A 23263-nucleotide genomic window follows, 5' to 3' on the forward strand; every position below is an offset into this window, starting at 1 on the left:
TCGATGATCTCGACGCGCCAGACCGTCGAGATCCTGCGACGGGTCGAGTCGCTTCAATCGTTGCTCTCGGGCTGGACCCATTTGCCGCAACCGGCTCAGCAATTGTGCCTTTCGCCGCAATGGCTCGCGACCGCCGCCGAAACGCTCCATGAGCCGGGCTCGCTGCGATGGATCCAGCTGTTGCGCGATGGTGAGGTCGCTGCTTCCGCGCCGCTCGTGCTTGCTCGAAGCGCCCAGGCGGAGCGCATCGAAATCGCCGGGGCGGCGGTGCTGTTCGAGCCGTGCGGGTTTGTCTATCGGGATTCCGCCGCGCTCAGCGAGCTTTGCCGTGCTGTCATCGAAGCCGGTCGCCCGGTTGTTCTCCAACGCATTGCCCTCGACGATCCGCTGCTCCCCGCCTTCAAAGCGGCGGCGCGAGGGCGAGGGCAGCTGCTGCAATTCAGTGCAGCCGGCGCGCCGTTCGTCTCGATCGACGGAACCTGGGAGCAGTACCTGCAGTCGCTCTCGTCCCGGCGGCGACAGGATTTCCGCCGCGCCCGGCGGGCCCTGGAAAAGCTGGGGCGGGTGACGGTCGAGATCCAGACACCGTCCGCCGCGAGCGTGGATGCCGGTTTGTCGGAAGCCATGCAAGTCGAAGCGTCGAGCTGGAAGGCGCGCAACGGCAGCGCCATGCTGACCCATCCGGCTCTGGGCGGCTTCTACCGTTTGCTGGCGCGGCGGCTTGCGGCAGAAGGCCAGCTGCGGCTGTGTTTTCTAAGGCTGGACGGTGCGCCGCTGGCGATGCAGATCGCAGCCGTGTACGCGCAGCGCTGGTGGGTGCTCAAAATCGGCTACGACGAGCGCTGGGCCGAGCATTCGCCCGGCGTCCAGCTGATGTGGGAGGCGCTGCGCGAGGCCTTCGGTCTGGGCCTTAAGACCTTCGAGATGTTGGGCAGCGCCGAGCCCTGGCTGACAATATGGGCGCGTGACCGGCGGGACTATGGCACGCTGGCTTTCTACCCGTACAACCTACGCGGCACGATGGCGCTGGGCGCTGACATAATGGGCGCCCTGGCCCGACGCTGGCGCGGCCGGCAACAATCGGCGCAATCGCCGGGGAAAAAGCCAGCCACTGTCGCTGGGATTGACAGCTGAGGGCGCTTGCTCGTGACTCCGGTCACGCGCTGCAATGGCAAAATCCCGGACAATTGCCGCGGCATCGGGCCAGCGGTTTTCACCTCGATTTTCTGAGCATGTGTGGCATAGCAGGCACCCTTTATTTCGATGCGCAACGGCTGCCTGAGCAATCCCGGCTCGAGCGCATGGTGCAGGCGATCGCCCATCGCGGGCCGGACGGCGACGGCTATCACATCGAGCCGGGCGTCGGTCTCGGACATGCGCGTCTGAGCATCATCGATCTGGGCGGCGGCGCGCAGCCCATCCACAATGGCCGACGCACGGTGTGGATCACCTACAACGGTGAGATCTTCAATTACATCGAGCTGCGCCAGTTCCTCGAAGCGCGCGGTCATCGTTTCTACACCCACACCGACACCGAAGTGATCGTGCATCTCTACGAGGAGCTTGGTGATCGCTTCGTCGATGAGCTGAACGGACAGTTCTCGTTCGCGATCTGGGATCAGCCCAAGCGTCGCATGCTGCTGGTCCGCGACCGCGCCGGCATCCTGCCGCTGTATTACGCGAAGACCAAAGACGAATTGGTGTTCGCCTCGGAAGTGAAATCCATCCTCGCCAGCGGCGCCGTATCTGCCGCGCTGGATCCGGACGGCCTCGATGAGCTCATGACATTCTGGGCGCCCCAGGCGCCGCGAACCATGTTCCGGGGCATCAGCCAGCTCGGTCCCGGCGAGATGCTGATCGTCGAGAACGGCGCGATGGTCCACAAGAAATATTGGGAGTGGAGTTTCCCTGAACCGGGCGAGCATCGCCGCGCCGCCCAGGGCGATCTCGAACACGAGCTGCGCGAGATTCTCGCCGACGCCACCCGATTGCGTCTGCGTGCGGACGTTCCGGTCGGCGCCTATCTGTCGGGCGGCCTGGACTCCTCGACGCTCGTCGCGCTGTTACAGGAGCGCGTGCCCCAGACGCTGCGCACGTTCTCGATCGGGTTCGACGATGCCGGGCTGGATGAGTCCGTGCACCAACGTACAGTCGTGGATTATCTACGCACCTCGCACAATCACGTGCAGTGCTCGACCGCCGATATCGCCCGTGCGTTCCCCAGAACCATCTATCACAGCGAGATGCCCGTGCTGCGCACGGCGCCCGCGCCGATGCAGATGTTGTCAGGCCTGGTGCGTCGTTCGGATGTGAAGGTGGTGCTGACCGGCGAGGGCGCCGACGAGGTGCTCGGCGGCTACGATATTTTTAAGGAAGCCAAGGTGCGGCACTTCTGGGCGCAGCAGCCCGAATCGAGCTGGCGGCCGGGCCTGCTGAAGCGGCTGTATCCGTATCTGAATCTCACGTCCGCGCAGAGCGCGGCGTATCTGAAGGAATTCTTCGGCGTCGGGCTGCAGAATCCGGACGATCCATGTTTCTCGCATCTACCGCGCTGGGCCACCACGGCCCAATGCAAGTTGTTCTGGTCCGATGATCTGCGCAGCCGTGTGCAAGGCTCGGCGGTGGAGCGACTGCGCGACTCGCTGCCGGCGCAGATGCGCGGTTGGCACCGCTTCAATCGCGGCGAATATCTCGAAGCCAAGACGCTGTTGCCGAGCTATCTGCTCTCGGCGCAGGGCGATCGCATGCTGATGGCGAGTTCGGTGGAGGGGCGCTTTCCGTTCCTGGACCATCGCCTGATCGAGTTCGCGAACCGCTTGCATCCGCGCTACAAAATGCGCGTGCTGAAGGAGAAGCACCTGTTGAAGCAGGCGATGCGTGAGCGCTTGCCTGGCGCCATTCTGCAGCGGCATAAGCAGCCGTACCGGGCGCCGGACGCGGCGGCCTTCGTCGGCTCACAGCCGCCCGAATATGTGACAGAATTGCTGAGTCCGCAGGAAATCGCGCGTTACGGCTATTTCGACCCCGACAAGGTCGCGCGTCTGGTCGCCAAGCTACAGCGGGCCAAAGTCCCGGCGGCTCGCGACAACATGGCCTTGGTCGGCATCCTGTCCACCCAGTTGTGGCACGCGCAGTTCGTCGCGGGCCGGAAGTTCGAGTAGCAATTTCGTACGCGAGCAGCGACGCTCGCGTCAGCCGCCTTCAGATCATCGATCGATAGATAACCGAGGAAACCTCATGACCGACGCGCTGCGTGAACAAGTTCGCGCCTTCATCCTGGAAAACTACCTGTTCACCGACGACAAGTCGGCGCTCGGCCTGGACGATTCGCTGCTCGAGCGCGGCATCGTCGATTCCACCGGCATGCTGGAGATCATCTTTTTCATCGAAGAGCAGCTGGGCGTGAAGGTGAAGGACGAGGAGATGATCCCGGACAACCTGGACGGCGTGAACAAGATCGCCGCGTTCGTGCACTCCAAGCGTCAGGCCGCCTGACGAGCCGTTGTTTGCGGACATGAGCGGCTCGCTGATTCATGATTTCGACCAGTGCGCCCGGCAGACGCCGGACGCGCCGGCGTTGTCGTGGCATGGCGATGTATGGACGTATGGGCAGCTGCGTCGTGCGGTCGGTTGCGCGCAGGGCATCCTCGTTCGCAACGGCATCGCGCCGGGCTCGCGTGTTGCGCTCTTCGTTCGCAATTCACCTCAGTATGTCGCGAGCTATTTCGGGGTCATGGCTGCGGGCTGCGTCGCCGTGCCGCTCAACGTGCAGGAGCGCGCCAGCGTTCTTTCGCGACAGATCGAGCATGCGGACTGCCGGGTCGTGATTGCCGATGCTGGACATCCCGAGTGGGCGGCATTGTCCGTCGCTCTCTCTGCCGTGGCGCCGCTGACCGTGACCGTCGACCTGCAGCCGGGCAGCGCGGGATGCGATCAGTTCTGTGCGGCGCTCGGCGCGGCTGAGCCGGAGCTGCGAGATCTTCCGGCCAATGCACCGGCCATGATGATCTACACCTCGGGCACGACCTCGCGTCCCAAGGGTGTCGTGTTGAGCAACGGCAATCTGCTCGCCAATGCTCGCGCCATCGCCGCCTATCTGAAGATCCAGCCTTCGGACAAGGTGCTGTGCGGGCTGCCATTCCATTTCTCTTATGGCAGCTCGGTGTTGAACAGCAATGTGATCGCCGGCGCGCAGCTGCTGCTGGAAGATAACTTTGCGTTTCCTCAGCAGACGCTCCGACGCATGCAGGACGAGCGCGTCACCGGTTTCCCCGGCGTGCCGTCGACGTTTGCGCTGTTGCTGGGCCGTTGCCAATTGAGCGACTTCGATCTTTCTCAGCTGCGTTACATCACTCAGGCCGGCGGCTCCATGCCGCGCGCGCAGATCGAGAAGCTGCGGGAGCAGTTGCCGCATACACAGGTGTTCATCATGTACGGCCAGACCGAGGCAACGGCGCGTCTGAGCTATCTCGATCCGACCGAGCTCGAGCGCAAGTTGGGTTCGGTAGGCAAGCCGCTGCCGGGCATCGACATCGAAATTCGTGCCGAGGGGCGCGTGCTGCCGGCAGGCGAGGTGGGCGAGATCTGCGCGCGTGGCCCGAATGTCATGCTCGGCTACTGGCGGCAGCCGGAGTTGAGCGCCCAGGTGTTGCAAGACGGCTGGCTGCACACCGGCGATCTCGGTCACTTCGACGAAGAAGGTTTTCTATACATCGACGGCCGTGCCGTCGACATGATCAAAGTCGGCGCGTTCCGCGTCAGCCCGCAGGAAGTCGAGGAAGTGCTGGCCACGTTCCCCGGCGTGCAGGAAGTCGCGGTGACCGGCATCGCCGATCCGGTGCTGGGTCAGGCGATCAAGGCCGTCATCGTGCTGCGTGAAGGCGTGGCCGCCGATCTCATGGGCGTGAAGGCGCATTGCCGCCAGAACCTGGCCAATTACAAAGTGCCGAAGGTCGTCGAGTTCGCCGCCTCGCTGCCGCGCACCTCCTCCGGCAAAGTTCAACGTTTCAAACTCGCTTGAATCGCAACCCATAAAGTCTTTAGAGGTATTCATGGCCGCACGCAAGCCGCTCGATGCATCGGTGCTGGAGATGGACAACGATCGTGTCATCGAGACGATCACCACGCGCTTGCGCTCGATTCTCGCCAAGGATGTGGGCCGTCGCGGTTTCGTATGCGCCATGTCTGGCGGCATCGACAGCTCGGTGAGCTCCGCGCTGTGCGTGAAGGCACTCGGCAAGGACAAAGTGTACGGCCTGATGTTGCCCGAGCGCGATTCCTCCGGCTTCAGCACCGCCCGAGGTCGCCAGCTCGCCGAACATCTGGGCATTCGCTACGAAGTGTTCGATATCGCGCCGGCGCTGGAAGGCATCGGTTGTTACCAGTGGCGCGACGAGGCCATTCGCAAAGTGTTTCCTGAATACGGCGAGGGCTGGAAGAACAAGATCGTCATCAGCGGCGGGCTGGAAGGCCAGATCAATCATTTTCAGCTGGTGGTGCAATCGCCGCAGGGCGAAACCAGGCAGGCGCGCCTGCCGTTGCCGGAATATCTGCAGATCGTCGCGGCGACCAATCACAAGCAGCGCATTCGTAAGACGGTCGAGTATTTCCATGCCGATCGGCTGAACTACGCGGTCATCGGCACGCCCAACCGGCTCGAATACGATCAGGGCTTTTTTGTGAAGAACGGCGATGGCAGCGCCGATGTGAAGCCCATCGCGCACCTGTACAAGACGCAGGTGTATGCGCTCGCCCGGCACATGCAGCTGCCGAAAGAAATCTGCGAGGCCATTCCGACCACCGACACCTACAGCCTTGCGCAGGGTCAGGACGAGTTCTATTTCGCGTTGCCTTACCAGCAGATGGACATCGCGCTGTACGCACTCAACCACGGCTACTCCTCGGAGGAGCTGGCGGCCGCCATCAACATCACGCCACAGCAGGCCGCCAATGTGTATCGTGACATCGAAGCCAAGCGACGCGCGACGCGCTACATGCACCTGAGGCCGCAGCTGGTCGAGCCGGTGAACGAGATCAAGGTCTGACGGCAGGGCGGACGCTGACGAGACCATGCAAGTGGAGACGTTCTTCTGGGTGTGCCTGGTGGCGATCGCGTATCCGTACGCGATCTATCCTGCGCTGCTGGTGGCCATCAACCGGCTCGCGGGCCGCAAGACTCATGCGGGGGCCGAGCGCTACGAGCCGACCGTCACGGTGATCCTGCCCGTGCACAACGAGGCGCGACGCATCGAGGCGCGGCTGCGCAATCTGGCGGAGCTGGACTACCCCAAGGACAAAATGCAGATCCTGGTGATTGGCGATGCGTGCACCGACGACACGCTGGCGCGGGCGGCGCGCTTCGAATCGGTCACCACGCTCAACTTGCCGACTCGCGCTGGCAAAGCCGCCGGGCTCAACGCCGGGCTGGAGCGGGCCACCGGCGAGATCGTCGTGTTCACCGACGCCGGCATCATTCTGGAGCGGCAGTCGCTGCGCGCGCTGCTCGCGCACTTCACCGACCCCGCAATTGGTTGTGTGTCTGGCGAAGACTATATCGAGGGCACGCAGACCGAAGGTCTGTATGGCCGGCTCGAGCTGCTGCTGCGGCGAGAGGAGGCGAAGCTGCACTCGATCGCCGGCGCGAGCGGATGTTTCTATGCGCAGCGTCGCGAGCTGTGCAAGCCGTTCATCGCCGGCATGGCGCCCGACTTCCTCTCCGTGCTGGTCACGGTCAAGGCTGGCAAGCGAGCGCTGGCCGAGCCGCTGGCGCGCGGCTCGATGACCGCGACGTCGAGTCAGAGCGCCGAGTTCACTCGCAAGGTGCGGACCTTTCAACGCGGACTCACAGCGCTGTTCGGCAACGCCAGTCTGCTCAATCCTTTCGGCTACCCGGCTTTCAGCTTCATCCTCTGGTCGCACAAGCTGATGCGATGGCTTGCGCCTTTGCCGATGATCGGCTGCTTGCTGGCGGCGTGGACGCTGCGCTCGCAGCCGCTGTATCTGCTGATGTTTGTCGGTCAGGCCGTGTTGTACGTCGCGGCCGTCGCCGGTCTGAAGTGGCCCACGCTGGCCGCGAAAGTGTCGCTGGTCCGGCTCGGCGCCTTTTTCCTCCTGGTGAATGTCGCGGCGCTCAAAGCGCTGGCGCTGTGGCTGTCGGGCTCTCGGGTGGAAATCTGGGAGCCGACGAGGAGGCCGGGATGAGCGCCGCGCGGCCTTTGATCGAAGAGCCGGTATTTCTGGGCTCGGGCGACGAGCGGCTGTTCGCGTTTCTGCACCCGGCGGCGCAGGCCGCGCGTGGCACGATCGTGATGTGCCACGCCTTCGCCGAGGAGAAGCTGTGGTCGCATCGCGTGTATGTGACTTTCGCGCGTGAGGCGGCGCAGGCAGGTTTCAACGTGCTGCGCTTCGATATGCGCGGCGAAGGCGATAGCGCGCTGGATTTCGAGCAGTCGACCATCGAGACGCGCATCGAAGATACCTTGCGGGCGATAGCCGCCGCGAAGAATCGATGGTCGACCCACGACGTCGTACTAGTTGGTCATCGCCTGGGAGGCTCGATCGCGGCTGTTGCTCAGACACGTGCGGCGAGCGACGTACGCGCCGTGGCCATTTGGGATCCCATCCTGGATGGCGAAGATTATTTCGGTCAGCTGCTGCGCTCGAACATGACGACGCAGATGGCCACGCAGGGCAAAGTCACCCGCATGCGAGATGCGCTGATCAAGGCCATCCTGGATGGTGAGGTCGTGGTGGTCGACGGCTACGGCCTGACCGCGGATCTGTATCGAGGCATCGCGGCGCTGCGTCTGGCGCAGCGGGAGGAGCTGTTCCAGGGACCGGCGCTGCTCATCGAAGTACCCAAGGGCGAGCAGAATGCGCCGTCCGAGCCGCTCAGGGTCCTCGCCTCGACGCGTCCGCGGTTGCAGCTCGCGTTGGAAGCCGAGCCGCCGTTCTGGCGCGAAACCAAGCAATTTCACAAGCGGGCCGGCGGGTTCACCGCCGACACGCTCGAATGGCTCAACGGATTGACGACATGAGCGAACAGATCGTTTCGCTAAGAAACAGCGCGGGGCATGCGCTGCACTGCATGTTCGAGCTGCCGCCGCCCGGCGCTCCCAAGACCGATCTCGGCTGTGTGCTGTTGTCGCCGGGCGTTAAAATGCGGGTCGCTCCGCATCGGCTGTATCGCAAGCTTGCTGCCGAGTTTCTCGAGCGCGGTATCGCGGTGATGCGCGTGGATTTCCACGGGCTCGGCGATTCCGAAGGCGATCTGCCCGAGCAGCAGCTCGATCAGTTGTACCGCCAGGTGCAGCTTGGCCGCCATGTGGACGATGCGCGCACGGCCTTGCGCTGGTTGCAGCGGGAGCACGGTTTGAAACGTTTCGTGATCGGCGGCCTGTGCGGTGGCGCGTTGACGGGATTGTTGGCCTCGGAGGTCGACGAGTCAGTCGTCGCCTTGTACGCCATCGGCATTCCCGTGGTGCTGGATGCGTCAGGTCAGCACGAGTCACAGAACATGACCCAGGGTCAGCTGCGTGACATGCGTGGAACGTATCTTTCCAAGCTGATGAACCCGTCCGCGTGGCTCCGGCTGCTGAGTTTCAAGAGCGACTTCCGCTCCATTCTGCGCTCGCTGTTTCCGAAGCTCGGCGCGGGCGCGAAGGGCAAAACGGTCAGCGATACGCGGGTGCCGCCGCCGGAAAGCGCGACGGCCGCAAATCTCAATCCGAAATATGCTCCGGCAATGTTCGGCTTGTTGCAACGGAACCGTTCGGCGCTGCTCATTTTCAGCGGTGCGGATCGATTGCAGTTCGAATATCAGGAGAAGTTCGTCGCGCCCTGGCGCGCCGCGCTGGAGAAGTTCGCATCGCTGTTGACCGTCGAGGTCATTCCGCAGGCAAATCACGTGTTGGGCGATCCCGCCTGGATGGCGCAGGCGCGGGTGTTGACGGGCCGCTGGCTGGATGAGCGATTCAAGTGAACGCCGCTGCCAACATGATGCCGGCGAGGCGTCCACTGCGGGTGCTGCATCTTCGCGATTCGCCGTGGGTGGACGGGCCCGGACGCACGATTCTCGAGACCGGTAGTCACATCGACGCCCAGCGCGTCGAATATCACATCGGCGCGTTCGCCTCGGGCGGCAAGCATGCGCTGGTGGAAGGCGCGCAAGCGCGTGGCCTCAACGTGCACGTGATACAGGATCGGCGGGGCATTGCTGCCGAGCTGGTCGACCGTATCGTCGAGCTCATCGATCGGCTGCAGATCGATGTCTTGCACACCAGTGAGTTCCGCTCCAACGTGCTTGCGTTGCTGGTGCGTCGCCGCCGCCCGATCAAACTTGCCTGCACGGCGCATGGTTGGATCGCGAACGATCTGCGCGGACGCGTGTTTCGCGCAGTCGACAAGTTCGTTCTGCCTCGCTTCGATGTGGTGTTTCTGGTATCGCAGGCGACGCGCAATCTGGTGCCGCGCTGGTGGCTGCCGGATCGTCGCGTGCAGGTGTTGCCGAACGCGCTGGTGCTCGGCGTTTATGGTCGTGAGATCGTGGAGACGCCCAGGCCCAAGCGCGACACCAGCGCCGGCGCGACCGTGCTCAATGTCGGCCGTCTATCGCCGGAGAAGGGACAGGACTTGCTGTTGCGGGCCATCGCCGCACTTGCGCCACGCTATCCCAGGTTGAAACTTCAGTTCGCCGGCATCGGGCCACTGGAGCAGGAACTGCGCGCCCTGGCGGCCTCGCTGGGCATCGCCGATCGGGTCGAGTTTCTGGGCTACATCGACAACATGCCCAAGCTGTATGCCGATATCGACCTGGTGGTACAAAGCTCGTTCACCGAAGGCATGCCCAACGTCATCCTGGAGGCGGCCTACCTGCGGGTGCCCATCGTGGCGACCGCGGTCGGCGGCACGGCGGAAGTGGTCGAGCATGGCAAGGGCGCGTGGCTGATTCCGCCGCATTCGCTCGAGGCGCTCACCGCCGGCATCGAGCGCTACTTGCGCGATCCGGACGGGTTCGCCAGGATGGGGGACGCCGCGCACGCCCGTGTGTGTGCGGAGTTCTCCTTCGATGTCCGGACCCGCAAGCTCATGGACGTCTACGAAAGACTCTGCAGCGTGAGCGCATGAACCGGCGCCGCCAAGCGCAGGTCACGCCCGAACAAGTCGAGCGCAGTACTCGCATCTACTACTATTGGCTGCTGCTCGCGCTGTTCCTGGAATACGCGCGCCCGGCCAGCTACTTCGCTTTTCTGCGAGTGCCGTTCCTTTACAGCGCCATTCCTTTGTCGCTGTTCGTCGCCACGTGCTTTGCGCCCGGCATGCGGTCGATGCGCGAGATCCTGGCGGATCCGCTCACCAAATGGATCCCGATCTTCGTCGCCCTGATCGCGTTCTCGTTTGCTCACGCCGACGTGAGCCTCTATGTGTACAACATCTTCAAGCTGGTGTTGGGCTACGCGATCATGTTCATCATGATCGCGCGCATCGTCACCAGCGAGGCGCGGTTTCGGGGCGTGATCGCGACGTTGCTGCTCGCCCATTTGTTCCTGCTCGCGATGAATCCCGCCGTCGTGATGAACCCCAACGAGCGCAACTACATCATCGGCGCGACCTTCCTCGGCGACGGCAACGATTTCTCCATGTCGCTGTGCATCCTGATCCCGTTCGCCATCTCGATGGCGCTCGGCGCGACCACGCGCTGGGGCCGCTGGTTTGCCTGGGCAGGCGTGGGCATCGGGTTGCTGGCGATCATCGCCTCTCAGTCCCGAGGTGCGGCGCTGGGCTTGGGCGCGGTGCTGATCTATCTGTGGCTCATCAGCCCGCGCAAGATGGCGGTGCTGGCCGGTGTGGCCGTGGTCGGCCTGGTGGTGCTGGTCTACGCGCCGCCAGTCTATTTCCAGCGACTCGGGACCATCGCCAACTACGAGACGGAAGGCTCCGCCATGGGCCGCATCACCGCCTGGAAAGCCGGCCTTCGCATGGCTGCCGATCATCCGATCACCGGCGTCGGCGCGGGTCATTATGCGATTTCATTCGGCACAAAATATCGGCCGCCCGAAGCGCAGGGCATGCCCTGGCTCACGGCGCACTCCAGCTACTTCCTGGTGCTGGGCGAGCTGGGCCTGCCGGGCATCATCACTTTCCTGGTGCTCACGTGGGGCAACATCCGTGCGAACGGCAAGATGCGGCGCTTCGTGCGCAAGCGCGCCGGACCCGATGTGGATCCGGCCAAGCTCGCCTTTGCGAATCGAGTGCTCGTGCTCAGCAGTGGCGCGGTGCTGGGCTTCGCGACGGCCGGCGCGTTCCTGTCCGCGGCTTACTATCCGCACGTGTTCGTGTTCACCGGCTTGTTGCTTTCGCTTCGAAACATGGTCGCGACATCGCTGAACGTGAGCGTTGCGGAGGCGCTGGGACGCAATCCGGCGGTTCGCAAGCCGCGTCGGGGCATCGCGGTGCCGCCGGCGACCGATGATCCGAAGGGCGGCGGCCAGGTCGCGACGCCCTCGCTCGGGCGCCGACCTCAGGCCTGACGACTCACATAATCCGTTCGGGAGCTCTCGATCCATTTCGCGAGAGCGGGCCGATCGGGCTTGCCGTTGGCGTTTCTGGGCAACGCTTCGAGCACATGGATGTCGGCGGGCGCCATGTACGGCGGCAGATGCAGCCGGCAATGGCGGCGGATCCGCTCGATCAGCGCTTCTGCGTCGCCGACGCTGCCAGCCACCGCCACCACGATCTTCTGACCGAGCAGCTCATCGGCGATGCCCAACGCCACGTTTTCGATCACGCCGTCGACTTCGCTCACGATGTCCTCTATCTCGGTCGAGCTGACTCGATAGCCGGATGTTTTGATCAGCTGGTCGGCGCGCGCCACGAAATACAGATATCCGTCGGCATCGGTGCGCGCCAGATCGCCCGACCATACCGCCATCTCGCCGGCAGTCGCCGTGGACACCCAGGCGGGCACGGAGCGAAAGCGCCTGGCCGTGGCCTCGGGGTTGTTCCAATAGCCTTGCGCGACCAATGAGCCGCGGTGAACCAGCTCGCCGGTCTCGCCCGGCTCGCAGCGGCTCCCGTCGGATCGCACCAGCAGGATTTCCTGATTGGGAATGGCCTTGCCGATCGAGCCGCGTCGCTCATCGATCCGGTCGGGATCGAGATAGGTCGAGCGGAACGCTTCGGTGAGCCCATACATGCAGAACAGGCGCGCCGAGGGCAGACGCGCGCGCAGCGAGCGAATCAGAGTTTGAGTCAGCGCGCCGCCCGAATTGGTGATGTATCGCAGTCTGTCCCGTGCAGCGGCGGGCCATTCGGCCGCGGCCAGATACGCCCACATGGTCGGCACACCAGCGAGACCGGTGATCTTTTCGGCCGCTGCCTCCTGCACGATGGCGGCGGGCATGGAATAGTTGGTGAGCGTCGCGCAGGCGCCGACGTGAAAGGCGGTCGTGATCTGACTCAGTCCGTAATCGAAGCTCAGCGGCAGGGCGGCGAGCAGGCGATCGTCCGAAGTGTTCTCGAGGTACTGAGCGACACACACCGCCCCGGAGACCAGGTTGTGATGCGAGATCATCACGCCCTTGGCGGGGCCGGTGCTGCCGGAGGTATACAGAATGGCCGCGAGGTCCCGATCGATCGCCACGGCGTTCGCGCCGATCGGCTCGTATGAGCGCAGCTCCTCGATGCGCAGCTGACGCACCTCGCGGCGAATCTGCTTCAGCGATTGTTTGGCCTCGACCAGCACGACGTTGCGCACGGCGCCGCTGTCTTCGATGCTCGATAAGGCGTAGGGCAGCAGCGAGTCGGAGAGCACCAGCGTCGTGGCGCCGCTGTCGCGCAGGATATGAGTGAGCTGACGGCTGCGAAGCATCGGGCTCACCGGGATGAATATCGCGCCCATGCGGCTGCAAGCCAGCGCGATTTCGACGGCCTCGGGGCGGTTCGGCAGGAAGATCACCACTCGATCGCCGCGCGCCACGCCCAGCGCTTGGAGGCCGCTCGCCGTGCGCATGCTGATGTCCTGCAGCTGCGCATAGGAAGTCCCCTCACCCCGATAACGCACGGCGTCTTTGCCGGGCGTCAGGCGGGTGGATCGATCCAGAAGGTGGTGCAGTAACGTCATCCCGGCGCCGCTGAATTCGTCGGCTGTCAGACCGGGAACGATACAGACTCTCGAGGCGCAATACAGCGAATGCGTCGCAAACTCTTCGGGCCGCGCTCAGAGGCTCGGCGGTCGGCGAAACACCAGCAGATTGCCGTAGGCGGGCCCACCCCAGGGCATGACACGGAACCAGGTGTTGTTGAACGCGTGCACCAGCTGCCGGGCGAACTTCCACGGCAGCAACATGAAGATCTCGGAGAACTGGCCCGCCTGGCGCCGTTCCAGTCGCAGGCCGTGCCGCTGGAATTCGCGAATCAGCCACGGAATATCCGCCTGTCGCGTCATGAAACGACCGGACGATGTTTGTTCCCAATGTTCCAGGCCGGCCGGCGTGTCGACGAACTCGCCACGCTGGCGCCCGAGCAGGCGTTTCAAGGTCCGCAAGCCGACCGACTGCAGCGAGCGCCGGTTGCCTTCGCTGATCACGAGCGTGCCGCCGGGCGCGACGATGCGGGCGAGCTCCGCTACCGCCTTGTCGATGGCGGGCACATGCATCAGCACGCCCCAGCAAATGACGCGCCGGGCGCTCTGGGTGGGCAGGTCGGTGTTGGTCAGGTCGGCGCGTCGCAGCTCGATCTGCGAAGCCAGGCCCGCCTGCGTCGCGGCCTTGCGAGCCTCCTCGAGGATGGATTCGGAAATATCCAGGCCGATGACCCGATAGCCGCGCCGGGCCAGATGCAGCGACTTGGTGCCCGAGCCGCAGCCCGCGTCGATCACCGGATCGGCGGTGTCGGGCGGTCCGAACTGGCGGGCGATGAAGTCGAAGGCGAGGTCATAGAAGGGCTCGTTCTCCTTGCCACGGAAGTGGTCCACCCACTTGCTGTGCACCTCCATCTGCTGGAGCACTCGTTTGGGTTCTTCGCGAGTTCGCACATCGACTGACATAACGTACGCCCACTCGTTGCCAAGGGTCGGATCGGAATAAAGTCGAGATCGGCAGGCGTGAGTTTTTCGCCTCGGCGACACAATGTCCAGGGTATCGAGGGGAAGTGCGGATGCGTCACGAGAGCCATGGCCGGAGCGCAACCCGCCACGCATAATAGTGGGCCGACAATGGGCCTCGGTACTGAATGTGTTTACTTCGTTGCGGACGATCTGTAACAAAATTCGACGGCGCTTCGCGGCGCTCCGCGCGGTTCGGCGCGCTCGCGCCGATACACACGCGCGCCTTGCGGGCGGGCCCGTCCATCGCATCCTTGTCATCTGTTACGGCAATATCTATCGAAGCGCCTTCCTCGGACGCTATCTGAGCGAGGCTCTGCAGGGCGTCGCTGAAGTGCGCTCGGCTGGCTTTCATCCGGTGGGCGGTCGTCCATGTCCTGAGCGTCACGTCGCGGCAGCGGCGCGCCTCGGCGTCGACTTGCAACAGCATCGGTCGGCGGTGCTGCGAAAGGAAGATCTGGACTGGGCCGACGCCATCCTGCTGATGGATCGCCACAACTGGGCCGCGCTGGAAGAGGCGGGCGCGGACTCGCGCAAATACATCTGGGCCGGCGCGCTGTGCGACGGACCTGTGGAGGTCGTCGATCCGTATCAGCTCACCGACCAGTCGGCGGCGGCAATCACCGAACGTTTGTTACATGCGGGGCGCGGCTTCGTCGAGCGCATTCGACAGGGCGGTTGATCAGAGGCTCACTTGCCGCCCAGCCATCGACGTGTTTCCAACATCCAGGGTCTCACGTCGTTCCAACGCAGGATTTCATCGCGCTGTTTTTTGCCGCCGAACTTGAGGAAGTTCCATAGCGTCCGCAGGCGGCCAGGATGATTCGGCGGCAGGTTGAGCGCGGCGCGGCTGCGTAGCATGACGGTGAGCAGCGAATCCACATCGCCCCAGAACCAGCGGCTGCGCACACCCACATCGTAAGCGGCGATCGGCGCCGGATGCCTGCCCGCCGCCATCTCGACCAGCAGGGCGGGGAAGTCGACGCCCGCGTCGATGGCCAGTTGCAGCGAGCCCCAGAACCGTCCGTTGATTTCCATCAAGCGCAGCGAGCCATCTCGATCGTCGCGTTTGAACTCGACCATCGCGACGCCGTGCCATCCGAGGTGAGTGAGCAGCTTGGTCGCGTGATCGACGGCCGCCGGATCGAGCGGCGCGCTCTCACGCAGCACGCTGACGCCGCCTGAGGGCGGCTTTTCCCGAATGCGTTTGTGAGTGAACCATGCGACCGGCTGGCCCTGATCGAAACACGCAAACACGCCGACGCCCGGTCCCTGGATCCGCTCCTGGATCAGCAGCGGATATTCCTCTGCTCGCAGGCTTTGCACCCTTTGTACATAGATCTCCCGGCTCGCGGCGTAGCTGACCGCGGTCGAGATCCAACCGTCCGGCGTCTGCACTCGTGAGCGGGCGGGTTTGATCACCGCGGGAAATTCGAGCGTTTCCGCGAGCGCCAATGCTTCCTTCGAAGAGTTCACGATCCGAGTCGCCGGCGTGGGAACGCCCAGTTCATCGGCCGCCTGCACCACATAGGCTTTGTTGGACGCTCGCGCCACACACTCCATCGGCGGGAAGGGCAGGCGGCAATGCTCCGGCAGCAGATGCTGATGCTCGGTCAACAGCAGCGTCGTGATCTCCGTCATCGGCAGCAGCACATCGATGCGCTGGCGCGCGACAATCTGCATGATGGCCGCAACGAATCCCTGCGGATCCGTCGACGCATTCGGACAGCTTTCAACGGCGGATGCGTAACGCGACACCGACGCCAGGGCCGGATGACGTTCGGCGGCAATGACGACGGCGTGACCGCGAGCGCCCAGAGATCGGGTCGCGGCGAGCGCCGAACGATTGTCGGCGTCAGTGATCAATACGCGCAGCGTGGTCATAGCAGACGCAGGATCCGGCACAGGAATTCTGCCGAGGTCGCAGTGCCGCCCTCGTGGATATTCACGCGCGGGATGAGCAATGGATCCGCGCCGGGCCGCGCGTAGCCCGAATCGGTGGTGAACGCCAGCGAATAGCCGGCTTGCCGTACCGCGCTCACACTTTCCGGGCTGTAATCGCCATTGGGGTACGCGAAGCTTGCAACAGGCGAGCGTAGCCGACGCATCAGTTCATTGCGTGACTCGGTCAGCTCCTTCTGCAGATCGAGCTGCGTCAGCCGAGGCAGAGGCGTGTGCGAGTGGGCATGCGAGCCGATCCGCACCATATCGCTGTGCGCGAGTTCTTCAGCCTCCTGCCACGTGAGGAAGCGATCGTCGCCGTGATCGGTGGGCAAGGAACACTCTCGCAGCAGCTCGAACGCTCGCGCGGTCAGCGATTCGATCTCTGCCGCCGGCCGCGATTTGATTTGTGTAACCAGCGAGCGGGTGGCGTCGCGCGCGGAAGCTTCATCGACCTGCGCCAGGTGTTCGCCGCCGATCTCGCGCAGGAACGCTGCAGCCTTGGTCTGCTTGCGCAAAAGAAACAACGCGCGGGTCAGCCGTTCCTGCCAGAAGCAATGTTCCGTGCCCACGTAGCCCGTCGCCGCGAAGATCACCGCCGGCACGCCGTGCTCGCGAAGCAGAGGCAACGCGTAAGCGTGATTGTCGAACCAGCCGTCATCGAACGTCACGAGACACGCTTTCGGTGGCAAGGGACGGCGACCATTCACAACATCGTCGAACTGTTCCAGCGTCAATGGATTGAAGAACCGACGCAAAAAGCGCATCTGCCGGCTGAAGGTTTCGACGCTCACCACGATGGCGCGGGCCGAATGAGAGTCGAGGTTCTTCGGCAGCACGCGGTGATACATGAGCACGACGACGCGCCCGCGCAGATTGCGGGCCGCCAGCAGCCACAGGGCGCCGGAGTAGTACAGGACGCTCGCGATGAGCCGTCGAACGATCGCTTTCAAGTGTCTACCCAGACCTTGTCGTTGGAGTGCAGATTGTCCAGGGCAGCAGCGTCGAGGTTGCTCATCGGCCGAGTTGTTCGCTGACCACGCGAGCCGCGCGGGCGGCCAGATCCGGCGGGCAATAGCCGTGCGTGGGCAATGTAACGATGGTGTTGGCCACTTCCCTGGCGCCCGGCGTGTTCAAATCCTGCGCGGGCACCATGGCGGCCACTTCCGGAACGTCCGCCAGTGCATTCGGATAAGACGTGGTGGCGCCGATGCCGGCGCGATCGAGCGCTTCGACCACGCTGGCGCGTCGTGCGGACTCAGTGACGAACATGGGAAAGCGCGCGTACACCGGCTCCGCGCCGGGCAGTAGCTGCGCCATTCTCACCCCGCGAGTTGCACTGAGCGCATCGCGCAGACGGCCAGCATTGGCAGTGCGGACCGCGTTGATCGCGTCGAGCCGACGATATTGTCGCTCCGCCAGGCTCGCCAGTGCGCGACTGTAGCGCGCGATGGGATATCGAGGCTCGTAGGCGGTGCGCCCAAGGCCCAGAAAGGGCAGGCGATGGACCACGCCGTACAGCGACGGTCTAAGCAACGTTGCGTACACCAGCATCTTGGCCGACAGCGACAGAGTCTCCACGGTGGAGGCGGCATCGAGCGCCTGCCAGTGCCGCTCCATGGCGGCGGCCAGCGGTGGTCCGGCAACGATGGCGCCGCCTTGAATGGTGGTGATGTTCTTGCCCTTGTCGAAACTATAAAGGCCGGCGTCGCCAAAGCCGCCGACTGCCCGGCCGTTGAGCCTGGCGCCGAGCGATTGAGCCGCATCGTCCAGCATGAATACGCCATTCCGCGCGGCCAGGGCTTCGATGTCGTGCAAGGCGTTCGGGATGCCATACAGGTTGGCGCTGACGATGGCCAGCACGCGGCTGAAATCGAAACGCGCCAGCGCCGCGGGGTCGTAGCTCAAAGTCGCGGGATCGATATCGCACAGGCGCGGCTTGAGACCGGCGCGGGCGATCGCGGCCGGCACCGAGTAGCACGTGTAGCCAGGCACGATGACTTCGTTGCGACCTCGATCCGGGGAGATCTCGTACATCGCTTGCAGAATCGTGGTCATGGCCGCGCGACCGGATGCGACCAGGCGGCACAAAGGCTTTCGCGCGCGAGTTGCCAGCTCGTCCTGCAGACGATCGAAAGCGTTCGTGGGCGCGATGCCGACGCCGAGTCCCACGAGGACCTCGAGGAGCGAAATGCGCGTGCCGGCAGGTGCTATGTAACCCAAGGCGAGATCCGTCGCTATGTCAGGGAATGAGCCGCGCAATCGGCGGGCCCAGTTGCCGCGTCACTGCCAGTGGCAGGCGTTGCCAGGCCGCTATCGCCAGTCGATATTTTGGATTGCTCACGTTGAGCGCCGGCAGCGCGGCGGAGGCGGGCTGACCTGGCCGATGGTAGTACCAGTGAAGCTGCTGGGATTCCGAATTCCAGCGCCGCTTGAAGTCCTCGGCGCCGGAGGCCGCCGTGGAGCGGCCCAGATGGAAGCTGTGACAGCCTCGCAGGCACGCGTCACGGATCATCTCCCAGTACAGCACGAAGTTGGCGTCGAGTTGCCGCGCCAGCGCGCCGCCACCGGCCCACATCCCTTCGACCGTGCCGTTGAAATAGCCGTTGAAGGTCACCGCCACAGGCTCGTCGTTGCGATGACAAAGAAAGATCGCGGTGTGCTCGGGAAACGTGCGCAGGATTCGTTCGAAGTAGTCGCGCCGGTAGAGCGGCGTGCCGAGGTTGCGCCAGGATTGCTCCATCATCTCATAGAACACCGGCAGCAGATCCTGCCCGCCCTTGCGAACTGCCAGGCCATGCTTGTACGCGCGCTTGATGTTGTTGCGATGTTTGCTGGTGAAGGCGTTCCACAGTACGTCCGGATCGGCGTTCAGGCCGATGGTCATGCTGATCTTGTGCAGCGAGACGGGCAGATCGACCGGCAGCGTCTGGGGACTGCGCAGCTCCAGATAGTCGACTCGCAGCTCGTCGGCCTTGGCGATCGCGGCATGGAGCAGCGCGCGGTGACTGTCGATGTCGTCGGCGCAAGGGCCGCCGAAGTTGACGAAGGGCAGGGAGCAAAGGATTCGTCCGAACAGAAGGCTGCTCACCAGGGTCAGCGGCAACACGCCGGTGACGACCTCGCCACGACGAGCGACCAGGTAGAACGAGCGATGCCCGAGCGCCGCCGAGTTCACTTCCTTCCAGTCGTACAGGTGATAGAAGGACGCGCTCGGGCAGCGGGCCAGATAGCCATCCCATTCGGCGCGCTCCGATGCAGCGACGGCCTCGCTTACCACGGGCGCGGCCAGGTGCGACACGGGGGACTCAGTTTCGGTCAACGCTGAGGACATAAGGCTCGCAGGGGCTGCTCGGGTGGGACTCGGGTGAGGCTTGGATGAGGGCTGGGCGGCTCAGGACACCGGGGTTCGCAACGATTCGAGGAATTGGACAAAAGCGCGCGCAACGATTTTACGGCCACGTGCGTTCAAGTGGCCACCGTCGTTAGTCCAATCGCCACGCAGCGCGCGGCCGGCGGCGGCGGTCTGTCCGGCCGGCGAGCCGGATTCGAGGGCTGCGAGGTCGAACAGCGTTGCTGCCGGCACCGCGTCGCGCAGCCGCTGGTTGAACGCCTCGCGAGCGCGGTTGTGCTCGACCTCCGGATCGGAACGGCCGAGCATGCGACCCAACGTGGCGCGCCACACAGGCTGCACGGCGCGCAACGGCACCGTGCAATGTGCAAATCGGATCTGTGGCAGCGATCGAGCGAGCGCCGTCATGCGAGTCATGTAGGTTTGAAACAAATCCTCGATCGCCGTCTCGATCGTCACATCCACATAACAGAACTTCAGGAGCGCCACGTCGACCTCGGACGCGAACTTCTCGCCGATCAGACGCTCGAACTCTTGGAGCTTCGACACTGGCTCGCGGTTGCGTCCGACCGGACAGTGAAACAACCGCCAGCGACTGTCGGATGACTTGCCATCGAGCGCCATGTGATGGGCATCACAGATTCGAGGTCCGGCGAGCGGCTGCGTATGTGTCAATTCGGTGAGACCAGTCACGATATTGGCGCCGACCGACTGATGGCCGAACAACACGCCGAAGGGTCGCAGCGGCGCGGCGCTCGAGTGGGATGGAGCCATGGCAGTCATGCGGCGAAGTCTAGCCGGGCCCGGATTTCGGGATCGTGAGGCGCTCGTTGTTACGAAATATCAAAGCGACGGTCGGCGACGGCTCAGCAGGGACTTACGACAATGCCGGAATCGCGGCATCGTCACCGCCTGACACAATAGGGTGTGAAGATTGTGAGCTGCATCCGCGACGCTGCCGACGAACATCGCTCGCGCTCGCGCCATGGCCGCGACGAAACGCGTCAAGGGCCCGTTTTTTACAGTGTTTGCGTCGCTCGCAGAAAACGACCGGTGCGCGTGCAAGTCGCAAAAATCTTAGGGGCATACCTGATGCAACTTCGTTTCATGTCGGCTATACGAGACATTATCGCCCGCCGTTCAGTCTCTATATTCTTCGCCTCCAAGAAATGCCGTGGCGTCCGGCGGCATGAGGAATCGGAGTCGACATCTATGAATCGAAAGTTTGCATCACTGACCGCTGCTGCCAGCCTGTGGCTCGGCATCGCCGGCGCCGCGTTCGCGCAGGTGCCGAATCCGCCGACAGACCTCTCGGTCGAAGGTGGCACGAGCGTGCCCTCGCAGCCGACCAATCCGGGTCGCTCGCTGTTCTTCGACGATTTCGAGTACTCGGTGGGCCGCAGCTCGACCACCGCCGGCTCGACCTTCGTGCAGAACGGTTGGGCCTTCGCCAAGGCGGAGAATACCTCCGAGCGCAGTGGCGCAGGCTTTCTCTACACCCAGTCCGATAGCACCCGCGGCTCGCGCGTGCTGGTGATGGAGTCGGTGCCGTCCATGTACCCGCCGCCGGGCGACTTCCCGTACACCCAGACCGACTACTATCTGCAGTACGGCCGGGAGGGCTCCAGCTCGGTGCCGACCAATCTGTGGATCCAGTTCTGGACCTACGCCACCCCGGAAAGCCGCTTCGCCACTCGCGACAAGACCATCTATCCGTGCCGTGGCTACTATCCTTGCCATCCCACCTGGCTCTTCATGTGGGGCCGTGGCGGATTCGAAGGCGTGAACGCCCCGGACGGCGGCCGCTACCTCGCGGTGGAAGCTCAGAGCGCCGACCGCGACACCCGCGTGAACGACGGCAACGAGGCCAAGCTGTTCCAGAACGTCAGCCGCACGCCGCTGCTGGCGGGCCGCTGGTACCAGGTGCGCCTGCACTTCGACATCTCGGGCTCGCAGGGTGTGTATGAGGCCTGGATCAAGGAGCGCGGTCAGTCGAGCTTCACCAAGGTGGCCGATTGGCGCGGCGGCGTGACGCCGAACTTCTCCTGGCCGCTGAACTCGACGGACCGTACGCCGTTCACCATGCTGCGCTCGCCGACCACGGTCAACGGCCCGGGCAGCTCGAAGGTGTACATCGACGATTTCGCGCTCGCGACCTCGTCGGCGGATCTGCCGCAGTAATCTGACCGTGTTGTGATCGCGGCGCCGGTCGGTCGTCCCCGACTGCCGGCGCCGCGGCTTTTCCGGCCCGGCGCGCTCCCCATGCGCCTATTGGCCATCGGTTCCTCCCCGATTGGCGCTTTTCGTGATTAGATAGACAGCTGCAAGCGGCGTCCTTCGCGTAAAAGGCACACCGCTGGATCGAGCGGCCGCATTCCGGCCGTGTGTTTCTTGGGGAGTGCAAGGTGGTCGTGACTTCAGTGCCGCCCGGTCTGTCGCCGGCTGCTGCCGCCGTTTCAGGCGAGCTTCCGGCTCTTGTCGCCAGGCGCGACACGGCCGGCGCGCGTGTTTCGGTGGTCGCACCTTTCTACAACGAAAGCGAAGGCGTGTGGCTGTACTACGAGGCGCTGCGCGCCATGGCCGCCGGCCTGCCCAATATCGAGTTCGAATTCGTGTGCGTCGACGACGGCAGTCGCGACGACACACTGGTGCATCTGGTGGCGGCCAGCCGCATGGATGCGCGCTTTGTCGTGATCGAATTGTCCCGCAATTTCGGCAAGGAAGCGGCGCTCACCGCCGGCATCGACGCCGCCAGCGGCGACGCCATCGTGCCCATCGACGCGGACCTGCAGGATCCGCCCACCCTGATTCCCAAACTGATCGAGGAATGGCGCAAGGGCGCCGAAGTGGTGCTGGCGCGTCGCATCGATCGCAGCAGCGACTCGTTCCTGAAGCGCAAGACGGCCGAGGCCTTCTATCGCGTTCACAACAAGCTCTCGAGCGTCGAGATTCCCGAGAACGTCGGCGACTTCCGGCTCATGGATCGCGCCGCCGTGGATGCCCTGAAACGGCTGCCCGAACGGCAGCGCTTCATGAAGGGATTGTTTGCCTGGGTCGGCTTCAAGACGGTGACGGTCGACTACGCCCGCCAGCCGCGCGTCGCCGGCAAGACCAAGTTCTCCGGCTGGAAGTTGTGGAACTTCGCGCTCGAGGGCATCACCAGCTTCAGCACCGCGCCCTTGAAAATCTGGACCTACGTGGGCGGCATCGGCGCCTTGTTGACCTTCAGTTACGCCGCCTTCATCGTGATTCGCACGCTGATCTACGGCATCGACGTGCCGGGCTATGCCTCGGTGCTGGTCGCCATATTGTTCTTTGGCAGTCTGCAGCTCATCAGCGTCGGACTGCTGGGTGAGTACATCGGACGCATGTATATCGAGAGCAAGCAGCGGCCCACCTACCTGGTGCGTCGATGCTATCGGCAGGGGCATGGCTCCGAGCGCGTCTCCGAGATGACCGGTTGACGGCGAGGCATTCGGTGATTCTGTCAGCCCAGGTGCGCCGGTTCCTGCTCTCCGGCGTGCTCGCCACCGCGGTGCACTTTGTAGTCGCCGCCTCGTTGATCGAACAGGCGCAAACCGAGCCCGCCATCGCCAACGCAGTAGCATTCACAGTGGCCACTGCGTTCTCGTATGTGATCAATACGCTGTGGAGCTTCAACAGCTCCATCGATGGACGGACGCTGATCCGTTTCGTGCTGGTGCAATTGCTGGGCGTAGGGCTTGCCGCGGGCGTGTCGGGCACTGTCGATTGGCTCGGCTTGCATTACATCATCGGCATCATGTGCGTGCCTGTGTTCGTCACGCCGGTGACATACACCCTGCATAGGTTGTGGACCTATCGCCCGCGCACGGCGAACTAGTTGCCTC

The 23263-nt window shown here is 64.0% G+C and carries 21 protein-coding genes; 14 read left to right on the top strand and 7 right to left on the bottom strand.

Annotated elements, in window-relative coordinates; all coding sequences use genetic code 11:
• Window positions 1–3: 3 nt before the first annotated feature.
• The 10 genes from JM946_RS15845 (at window position 4) to JM946_RS15890 (ending at window position 11528) form a co-directional block, all read left to right on the top strand.
• Entirely contained in the window at window positions 4–1134 is a 1131-nt protein-coding gene (locus JM946_RS15845) for a GNAT family N-acetyltransferase (RefSeq protein ID WP_203168314.1), read from the top strand.
• A gap of 98 nt (window positions 1135–1232) precedes the next feature.
• The gene (gene asnB / locus JM946_RS15850) at window positions 1233–3161 is read left to right on the top strand and encodes an asparagine synthase (glutamine-hydrolyzing) (RefSeq protein ID WP_203168315.1); all 1929 of its coding nucleotides are present in this window, start codon (window positions 1233–1235) and stop codon (window positions 3159–3161) included.
• 76 nt (window positions 3162–3237) lie between these two features.
• Window positions 3238–3495 (top strand): acyl carrier protein, encoded by a 258-nt coding sequence (locus tag JM946_RS15855; protein WP_203168316.1) that lies wholly within the window; start codon window positions 3238–3240, stop codon window positions 3493–3495.
• Window positions 3496–3514: 19 nt separating this feature from the next.
• Window positions 3515–5020: a class I adenylate-forming enzyme family protein gene (locus JM946_RS15860; RefSeq protein WP_203168317.1), complete on the top strand. Its 1506-nt coding sequence runs from the start codon at window positions 3515–3517 to the stop codon at window positions 5018–5020.
• Window positions 5021–5051: 31 nt separating this feature from the next.
• The gene (gene nadE / locus JM946_RS15865) at window positions 5052–6044 is read left to right on the top strand and encodes an NAD(+) synthase (RefSeq protein WP_203168318.1); all 993 of its coding nucleotides are present in this window, start codon (window positions 5052–5054) and stop codon (window positions 6042–6044) included.
• A 25-nt stretch (window positions 6045–6069) separates the two neighbouring features.
• Window positions 6070–7200: a glycosyltransferase gene (locus tag JM946_RS15870; protein ID WP_203168319.1), complete on the top strand. Its 1131-nt coding sequence runs from the start codon at window positions 6070–6072 to the stop codon at window positions 7198–7200.
• On the top strand, window positions 7197–8036 hold the full coding sequence (locus JM946_RS15875) for an alpha/beta fold hydrolase (protein ID WP_203168320.1): 840 nt from the start codon (window positions 7197–7199) through the stop codon (window positions 8034–8036). The genes JM946_RS15870 and JM946_RS15875 overlap by 4 nt, the downstream gene beginning before the upstream one ends.
• Window positions 8033–8980: an alpha/beta hydrolase gene (locus tag JM946_RS15880; RefSeq protein WP_203168321.1), complete on the top strand. Its 948-nt coding sequence runs from the start codon at window positions 8033–8035 to the stop codon at window positions 8978–8980. The genes JM946_RS15875 and JM946_RS15880 overlap by 4 nt, the downstream gene beginning before the upstream one ends.
• Window positions 8977–10125 (top strand): glycosyltransferase family 4 protein, encoded by a 1149-nt coding sequence (locus tag JM946_RS15885; protein WP_203168322.1) that lies wholly within the window; start codon window positions 8977–8979, stop codon window positions 10123–10125. Before JM946_RS15880 ends, JM946_RS15885 begins: the two co-directional genes overlap by 4 nt.
• The gene (locus tag JM946_RS15890) at window positions 10122–11528 is read left to right on the top strand and encodes an O-antigen ligase family protein (RefSeq protein ID WP_203168323.1); all 1407 of its coding nucleotides are present in this window, start codon (window positions 10122–10124) and stop codon (window positions 11526–11528) included. The genes JM946_RS15885 and JM946_RS15890 overlap by 4 nt, the downstream gene beginning before the upstream one ends.
• Here JM946_RS15890 and JM946_RS15895 read toward each other — a convergent pair.
• Window positions 11519–13120, bottom strand: a complete 1602-nt coding sequence (locus tag JM946_RS15895) for an acyl-CoA ligase (AMP-forming), exosortase A system-associated (RefSeq protein WP_203168324.1) — start codon at window positions 13118–13120, stop codon at window positions 11519–11521. The genes JM946_RS15890 and JM946_RS15895 overlap by 10 nt on opposite strands.
• A gap of 96 nt (window positions 13121–13216) precedes the next feature.
• Complete coding sequence (locus tag JM946_RS15900) at window positions 13217–14044, bottom strand: class I SAM-dependent methyltransferase (RefSeq protein ID WP_203168325.1); 828 nt, start codon at window positions 14042–14044, stop codon at window positions 13217–13219.
• A 187-nt stretch (window positions 14045–14231) separates the two neighbouring features.
• On the opposite strand from JM946_RS15900, the gene JM946_RS15905 reads away from it, so the two are divergent.
• Window positions 14232–14783: an arsenate reductase/protein-tyrosine-phosphatase family protein gene (locus JM946_RS15905; RefSeq protein WP_203168326.1), complete on the top strand. Its 552-nt coding sequence runs from the start codon at window positions 14232–14234 to the stop codon at window positions 14781–14783.
• 8 nt (window positions 14784–14791) lie between these two features.
• Here the strand turns inward: JM946_RS15905 and JM946_RS15910 are convergent, their stop codons facing one another.
• The 5 genes from JM946_RS15910 to JM946_RS15930 form a co-directional block, all read right to left on the bottom strand.
• Complete coding sequence (locus tag JM946_RS15910; RefSeq protein WP_203168327.1) at window positions 14792–15985, bottom strand: carboxylate--amine ligase; 1194 nt, start codon at window positions 15983–15985, stop codon at window positions 14792–14794.
• Window positions 15982–16995, bottom strand: a complete 1014-nt coding sequence (locus JM946_RS15915) for a polysaccharide deacetylase family protein (RefSeq protein WP_203168328.1) — start codon at window positions 16993–16995, stop codon at window positions 15982–15984. The genes JM946_RS15910 and JM946_RS15915 overlap by 4 nt, the downstream gene beginning before the upstream one ends.
• 61 nt (window positions 16996–17056) lie before the next feature.
• Window positions 17057–18265 (bottom strand): DegT/DnrJ/EryC1/StrS family aminotransferase, encoded by a 1209-nt coding sequence (locus JM946_RS15920; RefSeq protein ID WP_203168329.1) that lies wholly within the window; start codon window positions 18263–18265, stop codon window positions 17057–17059.
• A gap of 19 nt (window positions 18266–18284) precedes the next feature.
• Window positions 18285–19343, bottom strand: coding sequence for a FemAB family XrtA/PEP-CTERM system-associated protein (locus JM946_RS15925; RefSeq protein ID WP_203168330.1), 1059 nt, complete (start codon window positions 19341–19343; stop codon window positions 18285–18287).
• Window positions 19344–19436: 93 nt separating this feature from the next.
• The gene (locus JM946_RS15930) at window positions 19437–20168 is read right to left on the bottom strand and encodes an SGNH/GDSL hydrolase family protein (RefSeq protein ID WP_203168331.1); all 732 of its coding nucleotides are present in this window, start codon (window positions 20166–20168) and stop codon (window positions 19437–19439) included.
• A 438-nt stretch (window positions 20169–20606) separates the two neighbouring features.
• On the opposite strand from JM946_RS15930, the gene JM946_RS15935 reads away from it, so the two are divergent.
• The 3 genes from JM946_RS15935 to JM946_RS15945 all read left to right on the top strand — a co-directional run bounded on the left by JM946_RS15935 (window position 20607) and on the right by JM946_RS15945 (window position 23256).
• Complete coding sequence (locus JM946_RS15935) at window positions 20607–21575, top strand: hypothetical protein (protein ID WP_203168332.1); 969 nt, start codon at window positions 20607–20609, stop codon at window positions 21573–21575.
• Window positions 21576–21907: 332 nt separating this feature from the next.
• Window positions 21908–22858 (top strand): glycosyltransferase family 2 protein, encoded by a 951-nt coding sequence (locus JM946_RS15940; protein ID WP_407700566.1) that lies wholly within the window; start codon window positions 21908–21910, stop codon window positions 22856–22858.
• Between the two features lie 14 nt (window positions 22859–22872).
• Window positions 22873–23256 carry a GtrA family protein gene (locus JM946_RS15945; protein ID WP_203168333.1) on the top strand — a complete coding sequence of 128 codons (384 nt, stop codon included), beginning with the start codon at window positions 22873–22875 and terminating at the stop codon, window positions 23254–23256.
• Window positions 23257–23263: the final 7 nt, after the last annotated feature.

It is taken from the genome of Steroidobacter gossypii (genome assembly GCF_016801985.1).
Lineage (GTDB): Bacteria > Pseudomonadota > Gammaproteobacteria > Steroidobacterales > Steroidobacteraceae > Steroidobacter > Steroidobacter gossypii.